The organism is Acinetobacter sp. Z1 (genome assembly GCF_024296945.1).
Classification (GTDB): Bacteria; Pseudomonadota; Gammaproteobacteria; order Pseudomonadales; family Moraxellaceae; genus Acinetobacter; species Acinetobacter beijerinckii.
On sequence record NZ_CP101115.1, the window covers coordinates 3,275,389 to 3,299,636 of the forward strand.

Genomic DNA, 24,248 nt, shown 5'->3' on the forward strand with positions numbered 1-24,248 from the left:
GATAAATTCGCTATCGTTTTTGCTCGTGCTTGATTCGTTAATGTAATACATAAGGATCATGCCATGAACCAATTAACGAATCTTCCCTCTGCTGATATTTCTGCTCAACATGAGCAAGATGCTAAAGATTTAACTCGTATTTTACCCGCATCAAAAAAAGTTTATATACAAGGTTCTCGCCAAGATATCCAAGTTCCTTTTCGTGAAATTAGTTTAACTGAAACGCCAACAGGCTTAGGTGGTGAATACAATCCACCTGTTATGGTTTATGACACATCAGGTGTTTATACCGATCCAAATGTACAAATTGACTTAAATCAAGGTTTACCATCTGTCCGTCAATCTTGGATTGAAGAACGTGATGATACCGACATACTCTCAAGTTTAAGCTCTGATTTTGGTCAAGCTCGCTTAAAAGATATTCGTACTGCTGACATTCGTTTTGCTCATATTCAAAATCCTCGTCGAGCTAAAGCAGGTAAAAACGTTACCCAAATGCACTATGCCAAGCAAGGCATTATTACCCCTGAAATGGAATATATTGCGATTCGTGAGAATCAACGCCAAGGTGAAGGCGTAGATATGCGCCAACATGCTGGACAAAACTTTGGCGCACAGAATTTAAAAGAAATTACTCCAGAATTTGTACGTCAAGAAGTTGCTGAGGGACGTGCGATTATTCCTGCCAACATTAACCATCCTGAAATTGAACCAATGATCATTGGTCGCAACTTTTTAGTAAAAATTAATGCCAATATTGGGAACTCCGCTCTAGGTTCATCGATTGATGAAGAAGTTGCTAAAATGACATGGGCAACGCGTTGGGGCGCCGACACTATCATGGACTTATCGACGGGTAAGAATATTCATGAAACACGTGAATGGATTATCCGTAATTCCCCTGTTCCAATCGGCACTGTTCCAATTTACCAAGCTTTGGAAAAAGTTGATGGTGTTGCCGAAGATCTCACTTGGGAAATTTTTAAAGACACCTTGATTGAACAAGCTGAACAAGGTGTAGATTACTTCACCATTCATGCTGGTGTATTACTGCGTTATGTTCCAATGACAGCAAATCGTCTCACAGGTATTGTGTCTCGTGGCGGTTCAATTATGGCGCAGTGGTGTCTCGCTCATCATCAAGAAAACTTCTTGTATACGCATTTCGATGAAATTTGTGAAATCATGAAAGCCTATGATGTGTCGTTCAGTTTAGGTGATGGTCTACGTCCAGGCTGTGTGCAGGATGCCAATGACGAAGCACAATTCAGTGAACTTAAGACATTAGGTGAACTCACACATCGCGCTTGGGAACATGATGTACAGGTGATGATTGAAGGTCCAGGTCATGTGCCTATGCATATGATTAAAGAAAATATGGATCTACAACTTGAGGTCTGTAAAGAAGCACCTTTCTATACACTTGGTCCACTGACAACTGATATCGCACCGGGCTATGACCACATTACCTCTGCAATAGGCGCTGCGATGATCGGCTGGTACGGTACCGCAATGCTATGCTACGTAACACCTAAAGAACACTTAGGTTTACCAAACAAAAAAGACGTGAAAGACGGCATCATCACCTACAAAATTGCAGCACATGCAGCTGACTTAGCCAAAGGTCATCCAGGTGCTCAAGTTCGTGATAACGCGCTATCAAAAGCACGCTTTGAATTCCGTTGGGATGATCAGTTTAATTTAAGCTTAGACCCAGACACAGCACGCAGTATGCATGATGAAACACTTCCGAAAGAAGCGCATAAATCTGCTCATTTCTGCTCAATGTGTGGACCAAAATTCTGCTCGATGAAAATCACACAAAATGTGCGAGATTATGCGCAAAATCAACGCAATGCCAATCAGTCAAATGATGCTGAAACAGAAGTTGAAGCAGGTCTCAGTGCGATGAAAACCGCTTATCAGGAACATGGTCAAAAACTATACCACAAGCTTTAAATCGACTAAAAAAAGATTTTCCCGTGAATCATTCTCGGTTAGGATGAGATATGTACAATCTCATCCTGATTGCAGATGACTATTCTTGACCACGCCAGCTATTCAGCATCCGACGTTACGATAGAATCTCGAGAGTTTTTATTTCGAGGATTCATTCAAGTTGAGAAAGTGAGCCTTAAGCATCGATTATTCAATCGAAGTGATTATTCGCCACTGATTCATCGTGAATTAATACATCGCCCTGAAGCTGCTGGTGTTTTACTTTATAACGATCAAAAACAAAAATTTGCTTTAATTGAACAATTTCGTATTGGCGCACTTAACGATGCAGAGTCTGCTTGGCAGCTCGAAGTGATTGCAGGTGTACTGGATGGAAACGAATCACCTGAAACCTGTATCCGCCGTGAAAGCTTAGAAGAATCTGGTTGTGAAATCACTGAATTAGAACATTTATTCAGCTTCTACCCCTCAGCTGGTGCATGTTCAGAATTTTTTCATTTATATACAGCAGAAGTAAATTTACCGAATGAAGGTGGAATTTTTGGCATGCCTGATGAAGGGGAAAATATCCAACTTCATTTATTCAACTATGACCAATTATCAACACTTTTAAAAAATGGACGTTTGAGCAATGCACCTGTAATTATGGCATTACAGTGGTTAGCTCAACATATACAACAATGATAATAAATCTAAAAGGGGTAAGAAGGTGACGTTCCAAGTCTCATCATTATCACAAAAAGATTTTGTGATGATACAGATTACTGATACACATTTATTAGAGTATCCGCATTTAGAATTTGTCGGGATGCAACCTGAGCAAAGTTTTCATGCTGTAATCGACTTGATGCGCCAACAGCACCCTGAAGTTGACTTAATAGTACATACAGGCGATTTGGCACAAAATCCAACACCCGTGACGTATCAACGCTATCTACAATATATGCAAAGTCTAGGTATTCCCTTTTTTCATACTCCGGGGAACCATGATGATGTTACTCATTTCCCTTTTCATGAAGTCGATCCTACTCAACCTACAGTCGTCGAGTTAGGTGCTTGGTGTATTATTTTATTAAATAGCGCCCAACCACAACGGATTGATGGGAAAATTACTGAGGCACAGTTGCAGTATTTAACCGAGCAACTCACTCGATTATCAGATCGGCATGTCATCATTGCTTGCCATCATCATCCATTTGCAATGCAATCCGCGTGGATTGATCAACATAAATTAAAGAATTCCTCTGATTTACTAGAGACTATTCAATCATTTCATAATGTCAAAGCTATTGTATGCGGTCATGTACATCAAGACTCTATTCATAGTTGGCAGGGTGTCGAGTTTTTATCAACACCATCAACCTGTATTCAATTTAAGCCAAAAAGCGATAAATTCGCATTAGATGAAGAACATCCAGGCTATCGCTATATTCGCCTTAAAGCCAATGGCGAGTTAGAAACACAAGTTTATCGGCTTTCTAGCTCGCAAAGATTGAGTAGCTCTGAAGTTCTAGGTTATGACTAAATTTTTGATTACAAATTACATTGACGATTTCTCACAAAATCTGGGCGGGAATGACTACCATCTTGTCCAAAAACTCTATATGATGGCGACCCTTGATGGAAAAAACCATCTTAGGTTTCTATAAAAACACTTGCATATCACCATATTTTTTGCGTATAGATAGTACGTGTAAGATGAGGAATGCCCTATATGGCGAATGACAACCAAAATCAAGTCTTGGACGAAAATACAGAAGTGATTGACGACCAAAAAGCGCCTGTAAAACGTGTGCGTAAAACCAAACCGAAAGCTTCAGAAGGTGGCACCACTGCAAGCTTATTTGGGATTGCACCATATCAGCCGAAAAAAAATGAAGAATATATGTCTGAAGGGCAACTTGAGCATTTCCGCCAAATCTTAAATGCATGGAAAGCCGAGTTAATGTCAGAAGTTGATCGCACCTTGAATACAATGCAAGATGAATCAACTGCGCTTCCTGATGTCAATGACCGTGCAACTCAAGAAGAAGAGTTTGCGATTGAATTACGTACGCGTGACCGTGAACGCAAACTCATTCGTAAAATCGAACAATCTCTTGAAGCAATTCAAAGCGAAGATTACGGTTACTGCGAAACTTGCGGTATTGAAATCGGTTTACGTCGCTTAGAAGCTCGTCCAACAGCAACTCAATGTATTGATTGCAAAACTTTGGCTGAAATCAAAGAAAAGCAAAACAACGGTTAATAATCCCTCCCAACCTCCCTTTGAAAAGGGAGGAGTACTACGAATTTAAAGACTTACGATATTCGGGTATTCCCCTCCTTATAAAGGAGGGGTTAGGGGAGGATTTAAATACACAAGCATAAAATCTTTATGTCTTACATTGGACGATTTGCTCCCTCTCCTACAGGCCCATTGCATTTTGGCTCCCTGCTCACCGCAGTTGCTAGTTATTGCGATGCCAAAGCCAATCGGGGTAAATGGCTGGTTCGTATTGAAGATACAGATATTCCCCGCATCTATCCTGATAGCGAAAATCACATTCTTAGCTGTATTGATGCCTTTCAATTTGAACCCGATGCTGAAATTCTCTTCCAAAAAGATCGTTTAGGTCTTTATGAGCATGTGTTAGAACAATTAAAAAATGCTAACGCAATCTATGCATGTCAATGTACTCGAAAAATACTCGGCTCTAATCATATTTATACAGGCACTTGTCGTGATCTAAATCTTGATTTTGCTGAGCAAGCGATTCGTTTAAAAGTTGCCGATCAATTGATTTGTTTTGACGATCGCTTACAGGGTCAGCAATGCTCAAACCTCAAGCATGATCTTGGCGATTTCGTTCTCAAACGTCGTGATGGGATCATTAGTTATCAATTGGCTGTTGTAGTAGATGACTATCTACAAAACATCACTCATGTCGTTCGTGGCGCAGATTTATTGGATAATACAGCGCGACAAATTTGGTTGGGTTCCTTGCTGAATTATCCGCGTTTAAACTATATGCATTTACCGCTTGCGATGAATGATCAAGGGCAAAAACTATCGAAACAGAATTTGGCACAAGCCTTGGATATTCACAGAGCTCCAGAACTTCTACAGCAAGCGGTATTAGCGCTAGGGCAGCCATTCGTCGAACTTGATCAGCCTAGAGTTATGCTACAACACGCTGTGCAGCAATGGAATGTGGACTTAATTCCAAAAGGGATTCATCTCACAGCTACTTATTTATAAGCAAAAAAAAGCCCTGAGCATCGTCAGGGCTTTTCAATCAGAAAATCGTTAGAAATTTGACTCTTCTTTCACAGGATTCAACTCTTGTGTAGATGCATCAATTTTCAGAATTAAACTAATCATTGCCGCACACATCATTAACGATGAACCGCCATAACTAATAAATGGTAAGGTCAAACCTTTAGTTGGTAGTAAGCCCATATTCATCCCTGCATTTACTAAGATTTGCAGCAAGAAGATAATACTAATACCGTAAGCTAAGTACCCTGCTCTTAAATAATTATGCTGCAAAGCACGATGCCCAATACGAATACAGCAAGCCAACATCGTGAATGAGAGAATCATGACCAACGTCACACCAACAAAACCAAATTCTTCACCAAGAACGGCGAGCATAAAGTCTGTATGTGCTTCTGGAAGATAAGAAAGTTTTTGGACACTATGCCCCAAACCTGTTCCAACCCACTCTCCTCGTCCAAATGCCATCAATGCATTCGATAATTGATAACCGACACCTAATGGATCTGCCCAAGGATTGGTAAATGAAATTAAACGTTGAAAACGGAATGGCTCAAATAAAATCAGTGCGGTAATCCCTGCAAGAATTGCCCCTAACATAATTAAGAACTGAGTTGCGGGTGCGCCTGCCAAAAAGAACACTCCAACCATCATCAAAACAATAACGACTGTTGCACCTAAGTCAGGCTCTGCCACAATAAAACCGACAGTGAGCGCCATAACTCCACTCAGTCGTAACAAACCTTTCCAATGCGTTCTAACTTCTTTTGCACGACGTACAACATAATCTGCGGTAAAAATTGCCATCACGATTTTGGCAATCTCAGTCGGCTGTAACGTAAAACCACCGACTTTAATCCACCGATGTGCACCATTCACTTCTGAACCGACCACCAAAACAGCGAGCAATAGCACCATGGTCACAAGCCACAAAGGAAATGCATTTTTAAACCAAAGATTCAAAGAGATACGATAGGTTAAAAAAGCGACCACTGCTGCAACAACAATCGAAATCCCATGACGAATCACAAAATAAAAAGGATTTTCATGAATATATTCAGCGTAAGGCATTGAGGCCGATGCAACCATCACTGAACCGAAACATAATAAAGAAATCACACAAAAAATAAGAATATTTCGTGCTGTCAATTCCGCAGGAAATTTCGGCAAACGATTCAATATCTGCGAAATCTTTTGAGTCATGTTTTGGGCTAAATCAGCCATAATTCTATTCCTAGTTTTTATTTTCATTCAAGGCATTTACACATGCCACGAATTGATGCCCACGGTCATTATAGCTTTTAAACATATCAAAACTTGCACATGCAGGCGATAGCAATACCACATCTTCAGCCTGCGTTACTTTTTGAGCTAATTCTACTGCCTCTTTTAAGCTACTGGCATGTTGAATAATACTACTGCCTTGAATAGCTTGCTCAATCACAGCTGCGTCTTCACCAATCAAAATTACACTCTTCACATATTTTTGAATTGCTTCACGTAATGGTTTGAAATCTTGCCCTTTCCCCTGCCCACCTAAAATAAGTGCTAATTTACCTTGTTTCACCTCAATTGCGGCACCTAAACCATCAATAGCAGCAAGGGTTGCACCGACATTTGTTCCTTTTGAATCATTGTAGTAACGTACATCATCGACTGTTTTAACGTATTCACAGCGATGCTCTAAGCCTTTAAAGTGTTTTAAGGTCTCAAGCATAGAAGATATTGGCAAAGCGATCGCTTCACCCAATGCCAAACACGCTAGAGCATTGGCAACGTTATGCATACCTTGAATATACATCTCTGAAGTTTTAAGCAAACGTTCACGACCACGTGCCAACCACATCGTGCCATCGGCATCTCGAAGTACCCCAAATTGATTTAAATCTGGGGCATTTAGACCAAAACTTTGCATTGGAGTGACATCAGGGACAAGCGGACGACTTAAATTATCATCACGGTTATAAACAACCTTTTTTACCCCTTGAAAGATTCGATGCTTGGCTTTGTGATAACCAAACATATCACCATGACGATCTAAATGATCTTCACTCATGTTCAAGACAACAGCAACATCAGCATTTAAGTGTGATGTTGTCTCAAGTTGAAAACTAGACAATTCCAATATAATGAGTTCAGGCTCATCTTTTAATAAATCTAATGCAGGACGACCTAAATTACCCCCAACTGCAACTTTCTTTCCTGCATCCGCAGCCATTAACCCAATGAGAGTGGTCACTGTACTTTTAGCATTAGAACCTGTGATGGCAACAATCGGTGCATCTGTTGCACGACGTAAAATTTGTATATCACCAACAACTGGAATACCTTTTCCAATGGCTTGCTGAATTTCAGGAAGTTGGGGTGCCAAACCGGGACTAAGAATAATTTCTTCTGCTTGCAATAAGAGCTCAGTATCTAATTTTCCAAAACTGGTTCGAACACCTGTTGGAATTTGATCATGCCCAGGAGGGATCGCACGAGAATCTGTGACAGCAACTTGGTAGCCTTTTTCAAATAGAAAATTGACTGCGGACACACCTGAAATACCCAAGCCAGCCACAACTTTTAATCCACCACGTTGTATTAACATTTTTGCCCCATTTTTCCAGTTCACAGAATGGCAAAAATGTTAGCACTTTACTGTTTTAAATGCTTTTTCAGTTTTAGTTTTATTCATGCTTTTTTGTGTCAGTGCGTAAAAGCTAAATCGAATAGCTGAATCAGAATGAAGTAAACAATGCAATCACCCACAAAGCTAATGCCAAATACATCAATCGGTCAATTTTCTTCGGTTGGATTCCCTTTATCTTTAGCGCAATAGCTTCAGGTCGTAACCATAAATAGATGAAACAAAAAATTGTACCTAGCCAATTCAATCCAGCTCGATAAGGTGTTGGTTCATCCTTCAATCCGAGTAGAAAGATTATCGTAACCAAGATCATAAACCCAATCAGAATGATTTTATGCTTAAGGCTTAACGGTTTTTCTTCAATCTTTTGAATTTGATTCATTTTTATCATTTTCTTTCAACAATCGCCTATATCATTAATAAATATAGGCGATTGCTATTTTTTAACGCCATTTAACCGCTTGTATAGACTCTGCTTTTTTACTTTCAGCTTCATCTGTTGAACAACCACAGCCCCCGCCACAACCGACTATTATTTTAGGTTTAGACCAGACTGCCAAACGTTGCCAACCTAAACGCTGACAAAAATTCGAGACCGCTAGAGATGCTGAACTTGCAGTTTTAGGAAATACTTTTTTAAAAACAACAATAGCACTCCATAGCACCAATACAGCAATAATTAAGTACTCAAACATAAGCCTCTCCAATAATTACCTTCCTTACTTGAAGGAAGGTATAAGTGAGATTTCATTACCCCCAAATGCGTGATGCAATTTGATAGGTAAAGAAAGACATTAAATAAGCTAAGCCAAACAAATAAGCTGTCATGACTGCGACGTGTTTCCATGAGCCTGTTTCACGGCGAACCGTTGCCAATGTTGCCAAACAATGCGGCGCATAGATAAACCACACCAAGAGTGATAATCCAGTTGCAAGCGACCAGCCTGTTCCATCCGCACTAATTAAGTGTGATAAACCTTGAGCGACCGCATCATCATCTGCACCAGATAATGCATATACAGTACCCAATGCAGCAACCACCACTTCACGCGCCGCCATTGCAGGAATCAGTGCAACCACGATCTGCCAGTTAAAACCAACAGGTGCAAAAATAGGTTGTAATAAATGGCCTAACATACCTGCGAAACTGTAATCAATTGCAGGTTGAGTTGCTCCATCTGGCGCTTGAGGAAAAGTACATAAGAACCAAAGTAAAATTGAAAGTGCGAAAATGATACCACCCACGCGCTTTAAGAATATTTTGGCGCGATCCAGTAAGCCAATCCCAACACTTCTCAAATCTGGAATACGGTAACTTGGTAGCTCGAGTAATAGCGCATGCTGTGATTTATCTTTTTGCAGAAATTTCATCACCATAGACACACATAGCGCACTAACAATTCCCGCCATGTATAATCCAAATAAAACTAAACCTTGCAAATTAAAAATACCCCACACTGTTTGAGTCGGAATAAATGCGGCTATCAGCAAAGCATATACAGGCAAACGTGCCGAACATGTCATCAGCGGTGCAACCATAATCGTGGTGAAACGATCACGGTGATCACTAATACTACGTGTTGCCATAATACCGGGGATTGCACATGCAAAACTTGAGAGTAAAGGGATAAAAGCACGTCCACTCAAACCCGCTTTAAACATCAACTTATCAAGCAAAAACGCTGCGCGAGGTAAATAGCCTGATTCTTCTAAAACCAAGATAAAGAAAAACAGAATCAAAATTTGTGGCAAGAACACCACAACACCGCCAGCACCTGCAATGATTCCATCAACAACTAAACTTTGAAGTAAAGGTTGGCTTATGTGCTCACCCAAGGTTTCACCCAGCCACCCAAAGAATGTTTCAATTCCATCCATAAAAGGTGCAGCCCAAGCAAATACCGCTTGGAATACAATGAACATCATCACTGCTAGACTGAGTAGTCCTAATACAGGGTGTAAAAAGATCTTATCTAGAAAATCTGTACGCTTATCTTCTTGATCAATAAAGTTAACGACATCTTTGAAAATCACTTCAATTTTTTGATGATGTTCGCCTGTCAAACCACTCAGTTCGGTTTGTGGAACTGTGTATTTACCTTGATCTAATGCGTGCAGTAAATTTTCGATCCCTGAATTACGTACCGCAACAGTCTCTACCACTGGCACACCCAAGCGTTCAGATAACTTCTGTGTATTAATCTGAATGCCACGACGACGTGCTTCATCCATCATATTTAATACAACAAGAATCGGACGACCAAGCTCGATGACTTCTAAAACGAGACCTAGATGTAGCTTCAAATTAGTTGCATCAACCACACATAAAAAGGCATCTTGCTGCCCTTCTTCCGCAATCTTACCTTGGCAAACATCACGAGTGATTTCTTCATCAGGACTGGTCGCTTTTAAGCTATACGTTCCTGGTAAATCCAAGACACGAACATTTTTTCCTGAAGGAAGCTGAAAATGTCCAACTTTACGTTCAACAGTGACCCCCGCATAGTTCGCTACTTTTTGGCGAGTTCCTGTTAAATGATTAAATAAAGATGTTTTACCGCAGTTTGGATTTCCCACAAGGGCAACACGTAGCGCATCACTCATGCAGGTGCTCCTTCAAGCTGAATTTCAATTTTGTCTGCTTCGGTTTTACGTAACGCAAAACGAGTAAAACCAATTTGGATTAGAATCGGATCACCACCAAAAATACCTTTAGTGATCACCTGCACTTGAGTACCAGGTACAAAGCCCAAACTTTCTAAACGAACGGCAACTAAATCTGGCTGTTCTGCCTCATCGACTAAGCGATTTACTTTCGTAATCATCGCTGTTTGCTTGACTTTTAATGCTGACAATCGCACCGCTTCTAACCCTTAACGCTTTTGTGGCTAGTATACAAGCAAATGAGAATAATTACCAAAAACAATCTCAATGCCATTTCGCTTTGTCACAGATCGACAACAATTCATTTTTCTTTTACAGTGCAACTGAATAAAGGAATTTTCTGATGATATTGAATAAAAAACCTCGTATTCCTACTGCCGTCACCATTCCTGAACATTTGGGGTTTTTACAAGGTTTTCGAGATTATTTAGTGGCTCAAACAGTCAGCCCACACACACGCAATGCCTATTTGTCTGATTTGATCCAATGTAGTGAATTACACACCACCTCACTATTACCACAATGGTCAAGTGACGATATCGCAGATGTACTCATTGCGCTGACCAAAGCAGGGAAAAGCCCACGTTCAATTGCAAGATGTCTATCAGCATTACGACAATTCTTTAAATTTTTAAGAGAACAAAAACTAAGAGATGACAATCCTGTAGCAACGCATCATTCGCCTAAAATTGGTCGTGCCTTACCCAAAGATTTATCGGAACAAGATGTAGAAGCTTTGATTCATGCACCAGACATCACGCATGTTTTAGGTCTTCGAGATCGTGCTATGTTAGAAGTTTTATATGCATGTGGACTGCGTGTTTCTGAATTACTCAATTTGCGTTTAGAGCTCATTAATTTAAAACAGGGTTTTTTACGTATCACAGGCAAAGGCAATAAAGAACGTCTCGTACCTCTCGGACAGTATGCATGCGATTGGGTGGAAAAATATTTATCAGAATCACGTCCACAGCTTTATAAAAGTAGTACCGATTATTTATTTTTGACTCAACACGGCGGGATCATGAGTCGACAAAATTTTTGGTACGCCATTAAACGTTATGCTCTGCAAGCCAATATTCAAGCTGAATTATCTCCGCATACACTACGACATGCCTTTGCGACACACTTACTCAATCACGGCGCTGATTTACGCGTAGTGCAAATGCTGCTCGGACATAGTGATCTTTCAACCACACAAATTTATACGCATGTTGCGCAACATCGGATGCAAGAACTACACAGCAAATACCATCCAAGGGGTTAAAACAGCCTTTTATCGAAGATATACAGCAAAGTAGATTTCGTTCACATAGCTCAAGCAAGATTTAACGAAGTAAATCTAATTTTTTGGTATGCTTGAGCAAGTTTATAAATACACTATCAAAAGGTTCTTTATGTCGTTTACTCGCTCTCAGCTCGTACTTGCTTGTACATTGGCATCAACATTATTAGTCAGTGCATGTTCAAAAGAAAATTCAGCACAAAAACAAGATGCTCTTACAGCAAGTGCACCTGCGACAGGTGAAGCATCTACCTTAAATGAACGTAATGCTCAACAACGTCTCATCTCAACCTTAGAAAAACATTTTAAAACCGCGAATATTAATGCCAAAATCGTTGCGATTAAAAAAACGGAAGTACCTAATTTATTCTGGGTCAGTTTAGAAGGCATGGGATCAGTATATGCCACCAGCGATGGTCAATATATCATTCAAGGTGATGTAATTCGTTTAGGCGACAAGCAACTGAAGAATGTGAGTGAATCATTACAAGCAACTGAAAATAAAAAACACTTAGCTGCTCTAAAAACTGAAGATTTGATTGTTTACCCTGCTAAAGATGGCAAGGCAAAACATGTGATTTATGTATTCACCGATTCAAGCTGTCCTTATTGCCATAAACTACACGAACATCTAGCTGAAATTAATGCCAAAGGCATTGAGGTTCGTTATATTGCATGGCCACGTGGCGAGCAATTTATGCCAACTATGGAAGCCATTTGGTGTAGCGAAGATCGTAAGTCAGCTTTTGATCAAGCCACACAAGGCCTTCCTGTTGCTGCAGCAGCATGTAAAAACCCTGTTCGTGATCAATATCAATTGGGTTTAAACATGGGTGTAAATGGAACACCTGCAATTTACAACGTTGATGGTGAGTATTTAGGGGGCTATATGACACCTGAGGAAATCACAAAACGACTCGAAAAATAAAATATTTTCAAAAGACTAAATCAAACGACTCGGGCGACAGATTAAAGATGATCTTAGCCCTAGTGTCTGCTCACTTTTTTAGCTATGATCAAGCTTCATTAAAATGATTGAATAAAATGGAGTGTGACGTGAAACCAGTTCGTCTGGCGATACTCGGTCTTGGTACTGTAGGTGGTGGAGCCCTTAAATTACTACAAGAAAATGCTGCTGAAATTAAACGCCGTACCGGTCGAGAAATTCAAATTACACACGTAGGCACCCGCCGTCCACGTCCAGATTTACAACTTGATGGCATTAAGCAAAGTGAAGACCTCATGGAAATCGTACGTCAACCTGATGTTGATGTCGTGGTTGAAGTGATGGGTGGGATTCATCCTGCCTATGAAGTCATCATGGAAGCCATTAAGCATGGCAAACAAGTTGTCACTGCGAACAAAGCATTACTTGCTGAACATGGCAATGAGCTGTTCAAGGCTGCCGAAGATAATGCTGTGCAAATCGCCTATGAAGCAGCGGTTGCTGGCGGTATTCCAATTATTAAAGTAATCCGTGAAGGTCTTGCTGCAAACCATATTCAATGGTTGGCAGGAATCATCAATGGTACAGGCAACTTTATCTTGACCGAAATGCGCGAAAAAGGTCGTGCTTTTGATGATGTACTTAAAGAAGCTCAAGAACTCGGTTACGCTGAAGCTGATCCAACTTTTGATGTTGAAGGGATTGATGCCGCGCATAAGCTGACAATTTTAGCGTCGTGTGCGTTTGGTATCCCACTTCAATTCAATAAAGTCTATACCGAAGGCATTAGCAAAATTACAGCACAAGATGTGAAATATGCTGAAGAGCTTGGTTTCCGTATCAAACACTTAGGTATTGCTCGTCGTGCAGAAAAAGGAATTGAGTTACGTGTACATCCAACACTGATTCCTGCAGAAGAATTAATTGCTAATGTAAATGGCGTTAAAAATGCCGTATTGGTACAAGCGCACGCCGTTGGTCCAACACTTTACTACGGTGCTGGCGCGGGTGCAGGTCCAACAGCATCGGCTGTTGTTGCTGATGTGATTGACATTGTCCGTGATATTTCTTACACAGAAGACGGTGCAGGTACAATTCCGCAACTTGCTTTTGAAGCATTGACCAATGTACCGATTCTCAGCCGTGAAGAAATGACAACGGGTTATTACATCCGTTTAAATGCTGAAGATCAAACAGGTGTGTTGGCAGATGTCACCTCGATCTTGAGTCGCGCTGGTATCAGTATTGATGCCATCATGCAGCAATCTCGCCTTAAAGATCTGATTCCAATCGTAATCTTGACCGATCCGATCATCGAGTCAAAAATGGATGAAGCTTTAGCACAAATTCAAGCATTACCTGCAATTCGTGGCGAAATCGTAAGAATTCGTTTAGAATCGCTCGATAGTTAATCAGGTTGAGGGAAATGACCTCCCTCACCCCGCTCTACCTCATATTGGAACACCATCATGTCGAATGCCAATCGTTATACTGGTCTTGTAGATCGTTATCGTGACCGTTTACCTGTGTCTGCAACTACACGTGCTATTTCTTTAGGCGAAGGTAATACTCCGCTCATTAAATTAGAGAATATTCCACGTATTATTGGCAAGAATGTTGAAATCTATGTGAAGTATGAAGGTCTAAATCCAACGGGTTCTTTTAAAGACCGTGGCATGACGATGGCAGTGACTAAAGCAGTTGAAGAAGGCTCTAAAGCGATTATCTGTGCATCTACAGGCAACACTTCAGCAGCAGCGGCAGCATATGCAGCACGTGCAGACATCAAAGCATTTGTCTTGATCCCTGAAGGCAAAATTGCAATGGGTAAAATGGCTCAAGCAATGATGTACGGTGCAATCACGATGCAAATTCGTGGTAACTTCGATGATGGTATGCGTTTAGTAAAAGAAGTTGCTGATCAAGCGCCTGTAACGATTGTAAACTCGATTAATCCATACCGTTTGCAAGGTCAAAAAACCATTGCTTACGAAATCGTGGAAGCTTTAGGTCGTGCACCTGATTATCACTGCTTACCAGTAGGTAATGCCGGTAATATCACGGCACACTGGATGGGTTATACCGAAGCCGTTGCCAACCAACCTGCGGATCAATTCGAACAAGTCATCTATGATGCGGCAACAGATCAATTCACAGGTCCTAAACCTGAAGGTTTACCGATCATGGCAGGTTATCAAGCTGCGGGCGCAGCACCGTTTTTACGTGGTGCACCAGTTGAGAGTCCTGAAACTGTTGCTACAGCCATTCGTATTGGTAATCCACAAAGCTGGAACCATGCTAAAGCTGTTGTACGTGATTCTAAAGGCTGGTTTGATGAACTTCAAGATAGTGAGATTTTAGAAGCTCAACGCTTATTGTCTATGTATGAAGGTGTGTTTGTAGAACCTGCTTCAGCAGCGTCTATCGGTGGTGCAATTCGTGACATTAAAGCAGGTAAAATTGCTGAAGGTTCGGTGATTGTATGTACTGTGACTGGTAATGGTTTGAAAGATCCTGATACAGCAATTAAGCAATGTGCTGATGCTGTGATGTTGTCAATTGATGCGACAATGGATCAAGTCAAAGATTCTATTCTTTCAAATATGTAAGAATAAATTCTAAAGAAATAAAAAACCAGTTGCTTGCAACTGGTTTTTTTACTCAAAAAGATAGATTATTTTTCTTTTCACTCATATTCATCTTCATAACTATACTGCTTAGACAGCTCTTTCTCAATTGCTTGAATCTCTTCTAAAGCTATCTGTTTAATCTCAAATAAAGGCTGTTTGAGCAAAGGATTAACCGCATACAAAGGCTCTTCTTCCCAACCATGCATAATAATTAAAGTCTGTGTTTTCTGATTATATTTTAAACCTGACTGAGAATGAATCATTGCCTGTAAAAGTGCTGGCTGATCAGACAACTCCTCAAATGAACCTTTGATCTGAATATCACCATAATCGTAATCGGCAAAAATCGTTACGACATTACTTTTTAATTGTTCAGGTTGCTGCGAATAAACCAAACTTGCAAAAAACTCATCATGCTCCTCCACCCATTGCTGCTTTTTTACTGACCATAGGCCGTAGAACTTAATATCTTGATCAAAATGAATCAATTGATAACTTTGCATATTGGCCAGTTGAATAAACTCAAAAGTATCCTCATCATTTAAGCTTTCAGGCAGCGTTTCTCGTGAAACTCCTCCATCCTGATAAATATGTTCACCACAACGTGAAAAGACAAAATCATCCAATTGTTTTAATAATGACTCATCTGCATCAAATAATGATTCAACTTCATATAAAAAAAAGTTACGTGCAGCTTTAATTTCAAGTTGTTTATAAATCGTTTCAGCTTGTTCTTTACTCTCAAAAACACTGGAAATTCGACTCCCCGACGCATAAAAAACTTCATCGTTATAACCAAAATATTTTTCACGAATTACATACATTGTCATCTTAGATCCCCAATTTTAAATTATTAATTTCAAATGAATTATTAAATATACTGAGATCATAATTTAGCAAAATATACTAAAAATAAAAGATCTTAAACTGAACTTTACGTCTTAAACTGTCGTTTTGATATATAAAAAAAGCTTCTCATAAAGAGAAGCTTTTGAGTCTTTAAATTATTAAACTCTTTTTGGTAATGAACTCAGCCAATTGAGCAAATTAGTCGCGTCATTAGTACGAGATTGCGAACTTGGTGCACCCAAGAGTACCACGACTGCTGGGCGAGAATTTACAGTCGTATGCATTACCACACAACGCCCTGCCTCGTTAATATAACCCGTTTTAGACAAGTTAATATTCCAACCACCATTACGTACTAAAGCATTGGTGTTATTCGATTTTAAAACACGATAGCCGAGATTAAAATCATAGGTCGGTGTGGTTGAAAATTGACGAATCAATCCATATTGTGATGCAGCACTAACTAAAATACCTAAATCACGTGCAGAAGAAACATTATGCGGATCTAAGCCTGTAGACTCTGCATAGTGAGTAGATGTCATACCCAATTGTTTGGCTTTAGCATTCATTGCAGCAATAAAAGCTGAACGACCACCAGGATATGTACGTGCTAATGCCGCAGCAGCAGGGTTCTCAGATTTCATTAAAGCAAATAGCAGTAATTCAGCGCGATTCATGGTATCGCCAGCCCGTAAAGTTGAGCTTGAATTTTTGCCGCCAGCACCTGCAAAATCAATCATTTGCAAAGTAACTTCTTCAGACATATTCAAACGCGCATCAGCAGTGACCACAGCTGTCATAACTTTAGTAATCGATGCAATTGGCACTGACATATTACTATTTTTGCTGTAAAGCACTTCGCCGGTTTGAGCATCCATCACCAAAGCGGCACGAGCATTCACAGAAGGCTGACTACTGTATCCTGATGTATCACGAATCTGTAAGCTTTTCTGCGGCGTTGCGGATGAAGTAATTGTTGCTGTACCACCACCTCTTAAGGTCGTCGTCACAGAGGTTGAGCCTTGCGGACTAACCTCTAATGAATCATCATCTTCCATAAATTGGCTAACGTCATTTGCAGACCAATTCAATGAAGCAGAAGATTCATTGGCACTCGAAGTAGCCGAGTTGTTATTTACAACCAACTCAGCAAAACTTGTTGAACTCCACGCCAACAAGATAGACATGCTTAAAACATGCATGACAGATTTTTTAGAATTTCTCACGACACAATACTCAACTCAGGACGCTGCACATTTGCGCTTACTATCATTATGCCTTACATTTGAACAAATCGGGTAAAGCTTTTATAGACACAATTGTGTACAACTATTCTCTAAACACGAATAATAGGATTGCTAATTTTGTCGTTTCATTGCAAGCTAATTTTGCTTTATGTAACAAAAAACCAGTTTTTTGAAATAAAAGGAGGTCTTCTTGATCACTGTTCTCGTTGTTGATGATCATGAACTCGTACGCACAGGGATTTGCCGCATGCTAGAAGATCACCCAGATGTTGAGGTTATTGGTCAAGCCGAATCAGGTGAAGAGGCAATTGGATTAGTTCGTCAGAAACATCCACAAGTTGTTTTGTTAGATGTCAATATGCCAGGTATAGGGGGTGTTGAAACAACGCGCCGCTTATTGCAATCGGCACCTGAAACAAAGGTAATCGCAGTGAGTGGTTTAGCTGAAGAACCTTATCCCTCCTTGCTTCTTAAAGCGGGCGCCAAAGGCTACATCACCAAAGGTGCACCCATTTCAGAAATGGTTCGTGCCATTAACAAGGTGATGCAAGGCGGCAAATATTTCAGTGCAGACATTGCAGAGCAACTGGCAAGCTCATATCTTTCAGATACCCAACAATCTCCATTTGATGCGCTTTCTGAACGTGAAATGCAAGTTGCCATGATGGTGGTGAACTGTATTAGCGCGCAAGAAATTGCAGACAAATTATTTGTGAGCGTTAAAACTGTAAATACCTACCGTTATCGTATCTTTGAAAAACTGGCGATTGATAGCGATGTCAAACTCACCCATCTTGCGATTCGTTATGGATTGATCAAACCTTAGTTATACGAGTATCGCCAATGTTGGGAAAAATTGCTTCCTCAGTGTCTCAAACCGTTTATCGACTTGGCGTTTGGTATAGTGGCTATCGACTGATTATTTCGATCAGTCTTTTGCTGATTTACTTACTTACCGCAGAACAACTCAGTGCTAATTATCAGTATCCTTTTTTATATTTCTATACACTGATTTGCTATATTAGCATTAATATTTTTCAGTTATTCCTATTAAAAATTGTCCCACTTCAAGTAAGCAAACAACTCATTTTTATCTTTATTATTGATGTTATTTGTTTGGGCTTAATTACGTTTTCAGCGGGTGGACCAAATCTACAATTAAGTCTGCTTTATGTCATTATTATTTTCTCTTCTGCCATCTTACTGAATGCTCATCTTTCACTGATTGTTACACTGTTTGCAGTCATTATGGTGGTTTATCAGCGTTTTATAGGCAATTTTTTTGATTACAATAATTTAAATCATCTAGGCAATAGTGTCTTACTTGCTTTCTTGTTTTTCGTAGTTTATGCGATTGGACGAATTGCAGTACAACGTTTTAAAATTTTAGAAACACTCACATTTCACCAATCAATTGAAATTCATCAGCTTCAAAATATTAATCGCTATATTCTTGAACAAATTGAAGATGGCTATTTAGTCTTAGATGAAAGTAATCATATTGTTCTTACCAACCCAGCAGCAAATACCTTATTGGGTATTCATTTGCCTATTTCATTAGAAAAAACACCACTGATCAAACTTCAACCCGATCTTTTTGAACTCATTCGCTTTAGTGATTTAGAAGATGGTGAAGAGTTTAGCTTTGAGTCACAACAAAGCCTTTACACTGTAAACGTTAAGGTAAAACACCTAATTGTTCCTGAACAAGCACTTGTCTTACTAATTCTTAAAGATGCACAAAAAATAACTCAGCAGGTTCAACAGCTTAAACTGGCAGCCTTAGGACAATTATCAGCAAGTATCGCACATGAAATTCGCAACCCTTTAGCTGCCATTGTTCAAGCCAATGAGTTGTTAAAAGAAAGTGATGCACATCAACAAGAAATGCTATCACGTATGATTAGCAAGCAATCTAAACGAATTGATAGTATCATCCAAGATACACTGGGAATGGCAGGTAACAGACCTTCTGAACCACAAATTATTTCCTTAGTAGAATTTTTTGAAAGCTTGTTAAACGAAGATTTAATCGATGCAAAACAACAAATAAAACTTAATCTCACGGATCGAATTAATATTTTATTTGATGAAAAACAACTTAGACAGGTTTTAATCAATTTGATTCGTAATGCTTTACGGCATAACTCAGCAGAGGCTGAATACATCGAAGTGAATGTTGATTTAAAAGAAGGCCGAACCTGTATTGATGTGGTCGATTTTGGTTCAGGTGTGGCAAAACGAGATATTTCTCAGCTATTCAAACCATTTTTTAGTACCGAAATTAAAGGAACTGGTTTAGGATTATATCTGTCTCATACATTTTGTGAGGCAAATCATGCAAAGCTTACGTATGTTGAGCGACAACAAGGGGCATGTTTCAGGATTGAATGCTCAAAAATTCATTGATTAAATTAGGTTTTTCGGGGAATGGCAACTAAACAACCTCTCGTTCTACTCGTAGACGATGAAGAAGACTTATGTCTTTTAATGCAAATGACGCTCGCACGAATGGGTATCAAAACTCACCTTGCCTATAGAGTCGAGCAAGCAAAAAAATTCTTTACTGAGTTTCAATACGATGCTTGTTTAACCGATTTAAATCTTCCTGATGGGAATGGTCTAGATTTAGTTAAACATGTGACTCAGAACTATCCTAATACTCCAATCGCGGTACTCACTGCATATGGCAATATGGACATTGCAATTGCAGCACTGAAAGCGGGTGCATTTGATTTTGTGAGCAAACCTGTTAATCAGACTCATTTAGATCAACTCATTCAAAAAGCCTTGAATCGACCTCAGCCAGAACAAGAGGCGGCTGAAACAGCTTTAGAAAATAAACTATTGATTGGTCGTTCAGCACCGATTCAGCAATTAAGAATTGCATTAAAGAAAATTGCACGTTCTCAGGCACCTGTTTTTATTACTGGTGAATCAGGAACAGGCAAAGAAGTCGTAGCCAACCTAGTGCATCGCTTAAGTAATCGTAGCGAAGGTCCTTTTATTGCCATTAACTGTGGTGCTATTCCAACTGAATTGATGGAAAGTGAACTGTTTGGACATAAAAAAGGAAGCTTTACAGGTGCGACTCAAGACAAGCAAGGCTTAATTCTTTCCGCGCATGGTGGCAGTTTATTTTTAGATGAAATTGCAGAATTACCTGTAAGTATGCAGGTGAAACTGCTTCGTGCCGTACAAGAAAAGAAAATTCGTCCTGTAGGCTCGGATCAAGAAATTGATGTTGATTTCCGTGTAATAAGTGCCAGCCATCAAGATCTTGAGTTATTGGTTCAACAAGGTCGCTTCAGACAAGATTTATTCTTCCGTATTCATGTGATGGATATTGTGTTACCGCCTTTACGCGAACGTGGTCAAGATATTCTTTTGTTGGCAAATCATTTTATTCAAAGAATTAGCCAAGAATGGGATTTAACGGCCAAATCATTGTCCTCACGTGCAGAACAATTTTTATTGCAGCAGTATTTCCCTGGTAATGTGCGTGAATTACGCAATATTATTGAACGTGCAATCACTCTCAGTGATGATGACAATATTGATCTCGCACATTTACAAACTGCGCCGTTACGAGCTCCGATTGCATCGCCAACCAATATTTCATTTTCTAATCAAGATGAAACTGAGCAAATGCAACACTCTGCTAGTCCAGCCATGAGTTCTAAGAAGCTTCCACCAGAAGGTTTAGAGCGCTATTTAGAGAATATTGAGAAAGAAATTCTTCTGAATGCACTCAACTTAACCCATTGGAATAGAACATTAGCTGCTAAAAAATTAGGAATGACATTCCGATCTTTACGCTACCGTTTGAAAAAGTTTGGTTTAGATACAGAAGACGATGAATAACGAATAAAAAGAAGCCCCAATAATTGGGGCTTCTTCTTATTAAATTTTGCTTTTTAAAACAAATTCAGTGACATGCTCCAAGTAACTATCTTCTTTCATTTCAGCAGATAATGGATAAATCTGATTCGGTTGTATCCCTTGACCTTCAATCATATTTCCATTCGGGGTGTAATAATGGGAAACCGTCATTTGCAATGCGGCTCCACTCGGTAGAGGAAATAGTTTCTGAACGACCCCTTTGCCATAACTATTCTCACCAATCACCCAAGCCCGTTTATGCTCTTTCAGCGCGGCTGTAAAAACCTCTGCTGCTGAAGCAGAACGACGATTAGTCAATATACCTAATTTAATATTTTGAAAATCATTTGAAGGCAACGCCTGAAATTGCTGATCCCCTTCCGAACGGCTTTTTGTAGTGACAATCAATCCCTGATTCAAAAATAAATCAGCTGATTCCACAGCGGCTGAAAGCAATCCTCCTGGATTATTTCGTAGATCTAAAACAACAGCCTTTAATTTAGTCGAGCTATATTCTTCAATTAAGCGTTTAATTTCATTTGCAGTATCTTGCTGAAAAACTCTAATTTTAAGCACAAGCACTTGGTTATGCAGTAAAACAGGCTCTATATCAGTTTCTACTTTCTTATTTCTAACTAGAATCACTGTACTATTATTATTTTCTGGCTGAATTTGAACAGTAGTGCCAATCGAACCATAAAGTAAGCCTTGAACTTGATCTTGATTTAAGCTTTTTAACTCTTGGTTATCAATTTTCAGTATGCTTTGACTATTCCTTAAGCCTAATTTATTTGAATCAGACCCCGCTTTTAGATCCTGTATTTGCCATGAGCGCGTATGATTATCATAATTCAAATTAAAATCTACAGATGCCAAATCTCCTTCCGTATATTGAATGAGTTGGCGATATTCTTCTGCAGATAAATAACGAGAGTAACGATCTAAACCGCTGACTAAACCTTTAATGGACTGCTGAAATAAAGCATCATCTGTCTTTGGGTCAACATAGTTATCTCGCACAATCCCATAAATCTGCACAAATTGCTGAATAGACTCCAGCGGAACTTCGGCATTGCGAGAATGTTGATTTTCATCTGACCAGCCAGAAGGCGGGCTCAATGGTGCAGCAATTACGGTATGCCCCCAACACATCAACAAACTGGCAAGTAAAGCACGATAGATGTTGTTGTGTGGCGTCATTGTTTCACCTTCTACAAAATCCCCTCTTTCAAAAAGAGGGGTTAGGGGGATTTATTCTAAAGTAATTAGATTTTTGCCTTGCATTTCTTGTGGTACAGGGAGATTCATTAAGCTCAATAAAGTTGGTGCGACATCAGCCAAGACACCACCTTCCGCAATAACAGCCTGCGTTGGACCAACATAAATAAATGGGACTAATTCAGTTGTATGCTGCGTATGAACCTGACCACTCACATAGTCTTGCATTTGTTCTACATTACCATGATCGGCCGTAATTAACATATGACCTTTGTTTGCCATTACAGCATCATAAACTCGCCCTAAGCAAGCATCTACAGTTTCAACTGCTTTCACTGCCGCATCGAAAACACCAGTATGCCCAACCATATCGCCATTTGCATAGTTCACCACCAACAAATCAAACTCACCTGAATCGATCGCATTAACAAGCTCATCAGTGACTTCAATGGCACTCATTTCAGGTTTCAAATCATAAGTTGCAACATTCGGTGATGGAATCAAAATACGTTTTTCGCCTGCATATTCGTCTTCACGTCCGCCACTAAAGAAGAAAGTCACATGTGCATATTTTTCTGTTTCAGCAATACGTAACTGTGTTTTACCTAGACTTGATAAATATTCACCGATTGAATTTTTTAAACCTTCTGGCATATATGCCACGGGTGCATCAATACTCGCTTGATAACGAGTTAGCATGACAAATTTAGACAATGCAGGCACTACTTTACGGGTAAATCCAGCAAAGTCTTTTTCAACAAAAGCGCGGGTAATTTCACGCGCACGATCGGCACGGAAATTCATAAACACGATGCTATCGCCATCTTGTACTTTAGCAATATCACCAATACGTGTTGCTTTTACAAACTCATCATTTTCTTCAGCAGCATAAGCTTGCTCTAGACCTTCAACTGCCGAATTTACAACGCGTACAGCTTCGCCTTCAGTGATTAAGCGATAGGCTTGTTCAACACGGTCCCAACGATTATCACGATCCATTGCAAAATAACGACCAATCATCGAAACAATACGACCTTGATTTGGATATTGCACGAACAAGCCATCCAGTTTTTCTAATGAAGGCTTGGCACTGCGTGGTGGCGTATCACGACCATCCAAGAAAGCATGTAAATAAACCGTTGCACCACGTTTTAATGCAAGCTCACACATCGCCACGATATGATCTTCGTGTGAATGTACGCCACCCTCAGAGAGTAGACCCATCACGTGAACGACACCATTGACTGCTTTGGCTTTTTCTACTGCATCTATCAACACTTCGTGTTCGAAGAAATCACCCGTGCGAATATCTTTAGTGATACGTGTAAAATCTTGATAAAGCACACGTCCTGCACCCAGATTCATATGACCAACTTCAGAATTTCCCATTTGACCATCAGGTAATCCAACATCTTCACCTGAACCTGAAATCAAACTGTTTGGATGCTTCGCTTTCATGGCGGTTAAATTTGGCGTTTTCGCTGCTAAATACGCGTTATCTTCAACTGCTTCACGATGTCCCACACCATCCATGATTACAAGAACGTGAGGAATTTTGCCAGCATTTGCATCCGTCATATTGGACTCTCTGTTTGTCTATCATTTGATCGGCATATTTTACCGAATTTTGAGCTAATTCTCTATGGCATTACAGAAAGCACTGATCGCTTTCAAAAA

Annotated in this window: 22 protein-coding genes; 12 read left to right on the top strand and 10 right to left on the bottom strand. The window is 39.8% G+C overall.

Features of this window, described 5'->3' with window-relative positions; translation table 11 throughout:
- Nucleotides 1–63: 63 nt before the first annotated feature.
- From thiC to gluQRS, 5 genes are all read left to right on the top strand, one after another.
- Nucleotides 64–1,959, top strand: a complete 1,896-nt coding sequence (gene thiC, locus NGC85_RS15505) for a phosphomethylpyrimidine synthase ThiC (RefSeq protein WP_254732255.1) — start codon at nt 64–66, stop codon at nt 1,957–1,959.
- Nucleotides 1,960–2,034: 75 nt separating this feature from the next.
- Entirely contained in the window at nt 2,035–2,643 is a 609-nt protein-coding gene (locus NGC85_RS15510) for an NUDIX domain-containing protein (protein WP_005050859.1), read from the top strand.
- Nucleotides 2,644–2,668: 25 nt separating this feature from the next.
- Complete coding sequence (cpdA, locus tag NGC85_RS15515) at nt 2,669–3,484, top strand: 3',5'-cyclic-AMP phosphodiesterase (RefSeq protein ID WP_254732256.1); 816 nt, start codon at nt 2,669–2,671, stop codon at nt 3,482–3,484.
- 189 nt (nt 3,485–3,673) lie between these two features.
- A complete protein-coding gene (gene dksA, locus NGC85_RS15520; protein ID WP_005050857.1) occupies nt 3,674–4,207 on the top strand; it encodes an RNA polymerase-binding protein DksA in 534 nt (177 codons plus the stop codon).
- Nucleotides 4,208–4,336: 129 nt separating this feature from the next.
- Nucleotides 4,337–5,200 (top strand): tRNA glutamyl-Q(34) synthetase GluQRS, encoded by an 864-nt coding sequence (gluQRS, locus tag NGC85_RS15525; protein ID WP_254732257.1) that lies wholly within the window; start codon nt 4,337–4,339, stop codon nt 5,198–5,200.
- 48 nt (nt 5,201–5,248) lie between these two features.
- Here gluQRS and ftsW read toward each other — a convergent pair whose 3' ends face one another.
- From ftsW to NGC85_RS15555, 6 genes are all read right to left on the bottom strand, one after another.
- On the bottom strand, nt 5,249–6,442 hold the full coding sequence (gene ftsW / locus NGC85_RS15530; RefSeq protein ID WP_254732258.1) for a putative lipid II flippase FtsW: 1,194 nt from the start codon (nt 6,440–6,442) through the stop codon (nt 5,249–5,251).
- A 10-nt stretch (nt 6,443–6,452) separates the two neighbouring features.
- On the bottom strand, nt 6,453–7,811 hold the full coding sequence (gene murD, locus NGC85_RS15535; protein WP_254732259.1) for a UDP-N-acetylmuramoyl-L-alanine--D-glutamate ligase: 1,359 nt from the start codon (nt 7,809–7,811) through the stop codon (nt 6,453–6,455).
- Nucleotides 7,812–7,941: 130 nt separating this feature from the next.
- On the bottom strand, nt 7,942–8,232 hold the full coding sequence (locus NGC85_RS15540; RefSeq protein WP_005060948.1) for a hypothetical protein: 291 nt from the start codon (nt 8,230–8,232) through the stop codon (nt 7,942–7,944).
- Nucleotides 8,233–8,293: 61 nt separating this feature from the next.
- On the bottom strand, nt 8,294–8,545 hold the full coding sequence (locus NGC85_RS15545) for a DUF6587 family protein (RefSeq protein ID WP_005060946.1): 252 nt from the start codon (nt 8,543–8,545) through the stop codon (nt 8,294–8,296).
- A gap of 55 nt (nt 8,546–8,600) precedes the next feature.
- Nucleotides 8,601–10,454 carry a ferrous iron transporter B gene (locus NGC85_RS15550; protein WP_254732260.1) on the bottom strand — a complete coding sequence of 618 codons (1,854 nt, stop codon included), beginning with the start codon at nt 10,452–10,454 and terminating at the stop codon, nt 8,601–8,603.
- Nucleotides 10,451–10,711, bottom strand: a complete 261-nt coding sequence (locus NGC85_RS15555; RefSeq protein WP_005050848.1) for a FeoA family protein — start codon at nt 10,709–10,711, stop codon at nt 10,451–10,453. Before NGC85_RS15555 ends, NGC85_RS15550 begins: the two co-directional genes overlap by 4 nt.
- A 149-nt stretch (nt 10,712–10,860) precedes the next feature.
- Between NGC85_RS15555 and xerD the strand changes: the two genes are divergently transcribed.
- The 4 genes from xerD (at nt 10,861) to thrC (ending at nt 15,354) form a co-directional block, all read left to right on the top strand.
- Nucleotides 10,861–11,781: a site-specific tyrosine recombinase XerD gene (gene xerD / locus NGC85_RS15560; RefSeq protein WP_039909213.1), complete on the top strand. Its 921-nt coding sequence runs from the start codon at nt 10,861–10,863 to the stop codon at nt 11,779–11,781.
- A 130-nt stretch (nt 11,782–11,911) separates the two neighbouring features.
- Nucleotides 11,912–12,727 (top strand): DsbC family protein, encoded by an 816-nt coding sequence (locus NGC85_RS15565; protein ID WP_254732261.1) that lies wholly within the window; start codon nt 11,912–11,914, stop codon nt 12,725–12,727.
- Nucleotides 12,728–12,855: 128 nt separating this feature from the next.
- The gene (locus NGC85_RS15570) at nt 12,856–14,157 is read left to right on the top strand and encodes a homoserine dehydrogenase (RefSeq protein ID WP_005050842.1); all 1,302 of its coding nucleotides are present in this window, start codon (nt 12,856–12,858) and stop codon (nt 14,155–14,157) included.
- A gap of 57 nt (nt 14,158–14,214) precedes the next feature.
- Nucleotides 14,215–15,354: a threonine synthase gene (gene thrC, locus NGC85_RS15575; RefSeq protein WP_254732262.1), complete on the top strand. Its 1,140-nt coding sequence runs from the start codon at nt 14,215–14,217 to the stop codon at nt 15,352–15,354.
- 77 nt (nt 15,355–15,431) lie between these two features.
- Here thrC and NGC85_RS15580 read toward each other — a convergent pair whose 3' ends face one another.
- A complete protein-coding gene (locus tag NGC85_RS15580; RefSeq protein ID WP_254732263.1) occupies nt 15,432–16,205 on the bottom strand; it encodes a hypothetical protein in 774 nt (257 codons plus the stop codon).
- A 177-nt stretch (nt 16,206–16,382) separates the two neighbouring features.
- Nucleotides 16,383–17,450, bottom strand: coding sequence for a D-alanyl-D-alanine endopeptidase PBP7/8 (gene pbpG, locus NGC85_RS15585; RefSeq protein ID WP_155757857.1), 1,068 nt, complete (start codon nt 17,448–17,450; stop codon nt 16,383–16,385).
- 211 nt (nt 17,451–17,661) lie between these two features.
- Here pbpG and NGC85_RS15590 point away from each other — a divergent pair, with 211 nt between their 5' ends.
- The 3 genes from NGC85_RS15590 to NGC85_RS15600 are packed head-to-tail and all read left to right on the top strand — an operon-like array spanning nt 17,662 to nt 21,335.
- Nucleotides 17,662–18,297: a response regulator gene (locus NGC85_RS15590; protein ID WP_005050835.1), complete on the top strand. Its 636-nt coding sequence runs from the start codon at nt 17,662–17,664 to the stop codon at nt 18,295–18,297.
- 17 nt (nt 18,298–18,314) lie between these two features.
- Nucleotides 18,315–19,880: a PAS domain-containing sensor histidine kinase gene (locus tag NGC85_RS15595; RefSeq protein WP_254732264.1), complete on the top strand. Its 1,566-nt coding sequence runs from the start codon at nt 18,315–18,317 to the stop codon at nt 19,878–19,880.
- A 21-nt stretch (nt 19,881–19,901) separates the two neighbouring features.
- The gene (locus tag NGC85_RS15600) at nt 19,902–21,335 is read left to right on the top strand and encodes a sigma-54 dependent transcriptional regulator (protein WP_005050831.1); all 1,434 of its coding nucleotides are present in this window, start codon (nt 19,902–19,904) and stop codon (nt 21,333–21,335) included.
- Between the two features lie 39 nt (nt 21,336–21,374).
- Here the strand turns inward: NGC85_RS15600 and NGC85_RS15605 are convergent, their stop codons facing one another.
- Together NGC85_RS15605 and gpmI are read right to left on the bottom strand one after the other, a co-directional pair.
- The gene (locus tag NGC85_RS15605) at nt 21,375–22,505 is read right to left on the bottom strand and encodes a S41 family peptidase (protein WP_254805623.1); all 1,131 of its coding nucleotides are present in this window, start codon (nt 22,503–22,505) and stop codon (nt 21,375–21,377) included.
- A 99-nt stretch (nt 22,506–22,604) separates the two neighbouring features.
- The gene (gene gpmI / locus NGC85_RS15610) at nt 22,605–24,149 is read right to left on the bottom strand and encodes a 2,3-bisphosphoglycerate-independent phosphoglycerate mutase (RefSeq protein WP_254732265.1); all 1,545 of its coding nucleotides are present in this window, start codon (nt 24,147–24,149) and stop codon (nt 22,605–22,607) included.
- Nucleotides 24,150–24,248: the final 99 nt, after the last annotated feature.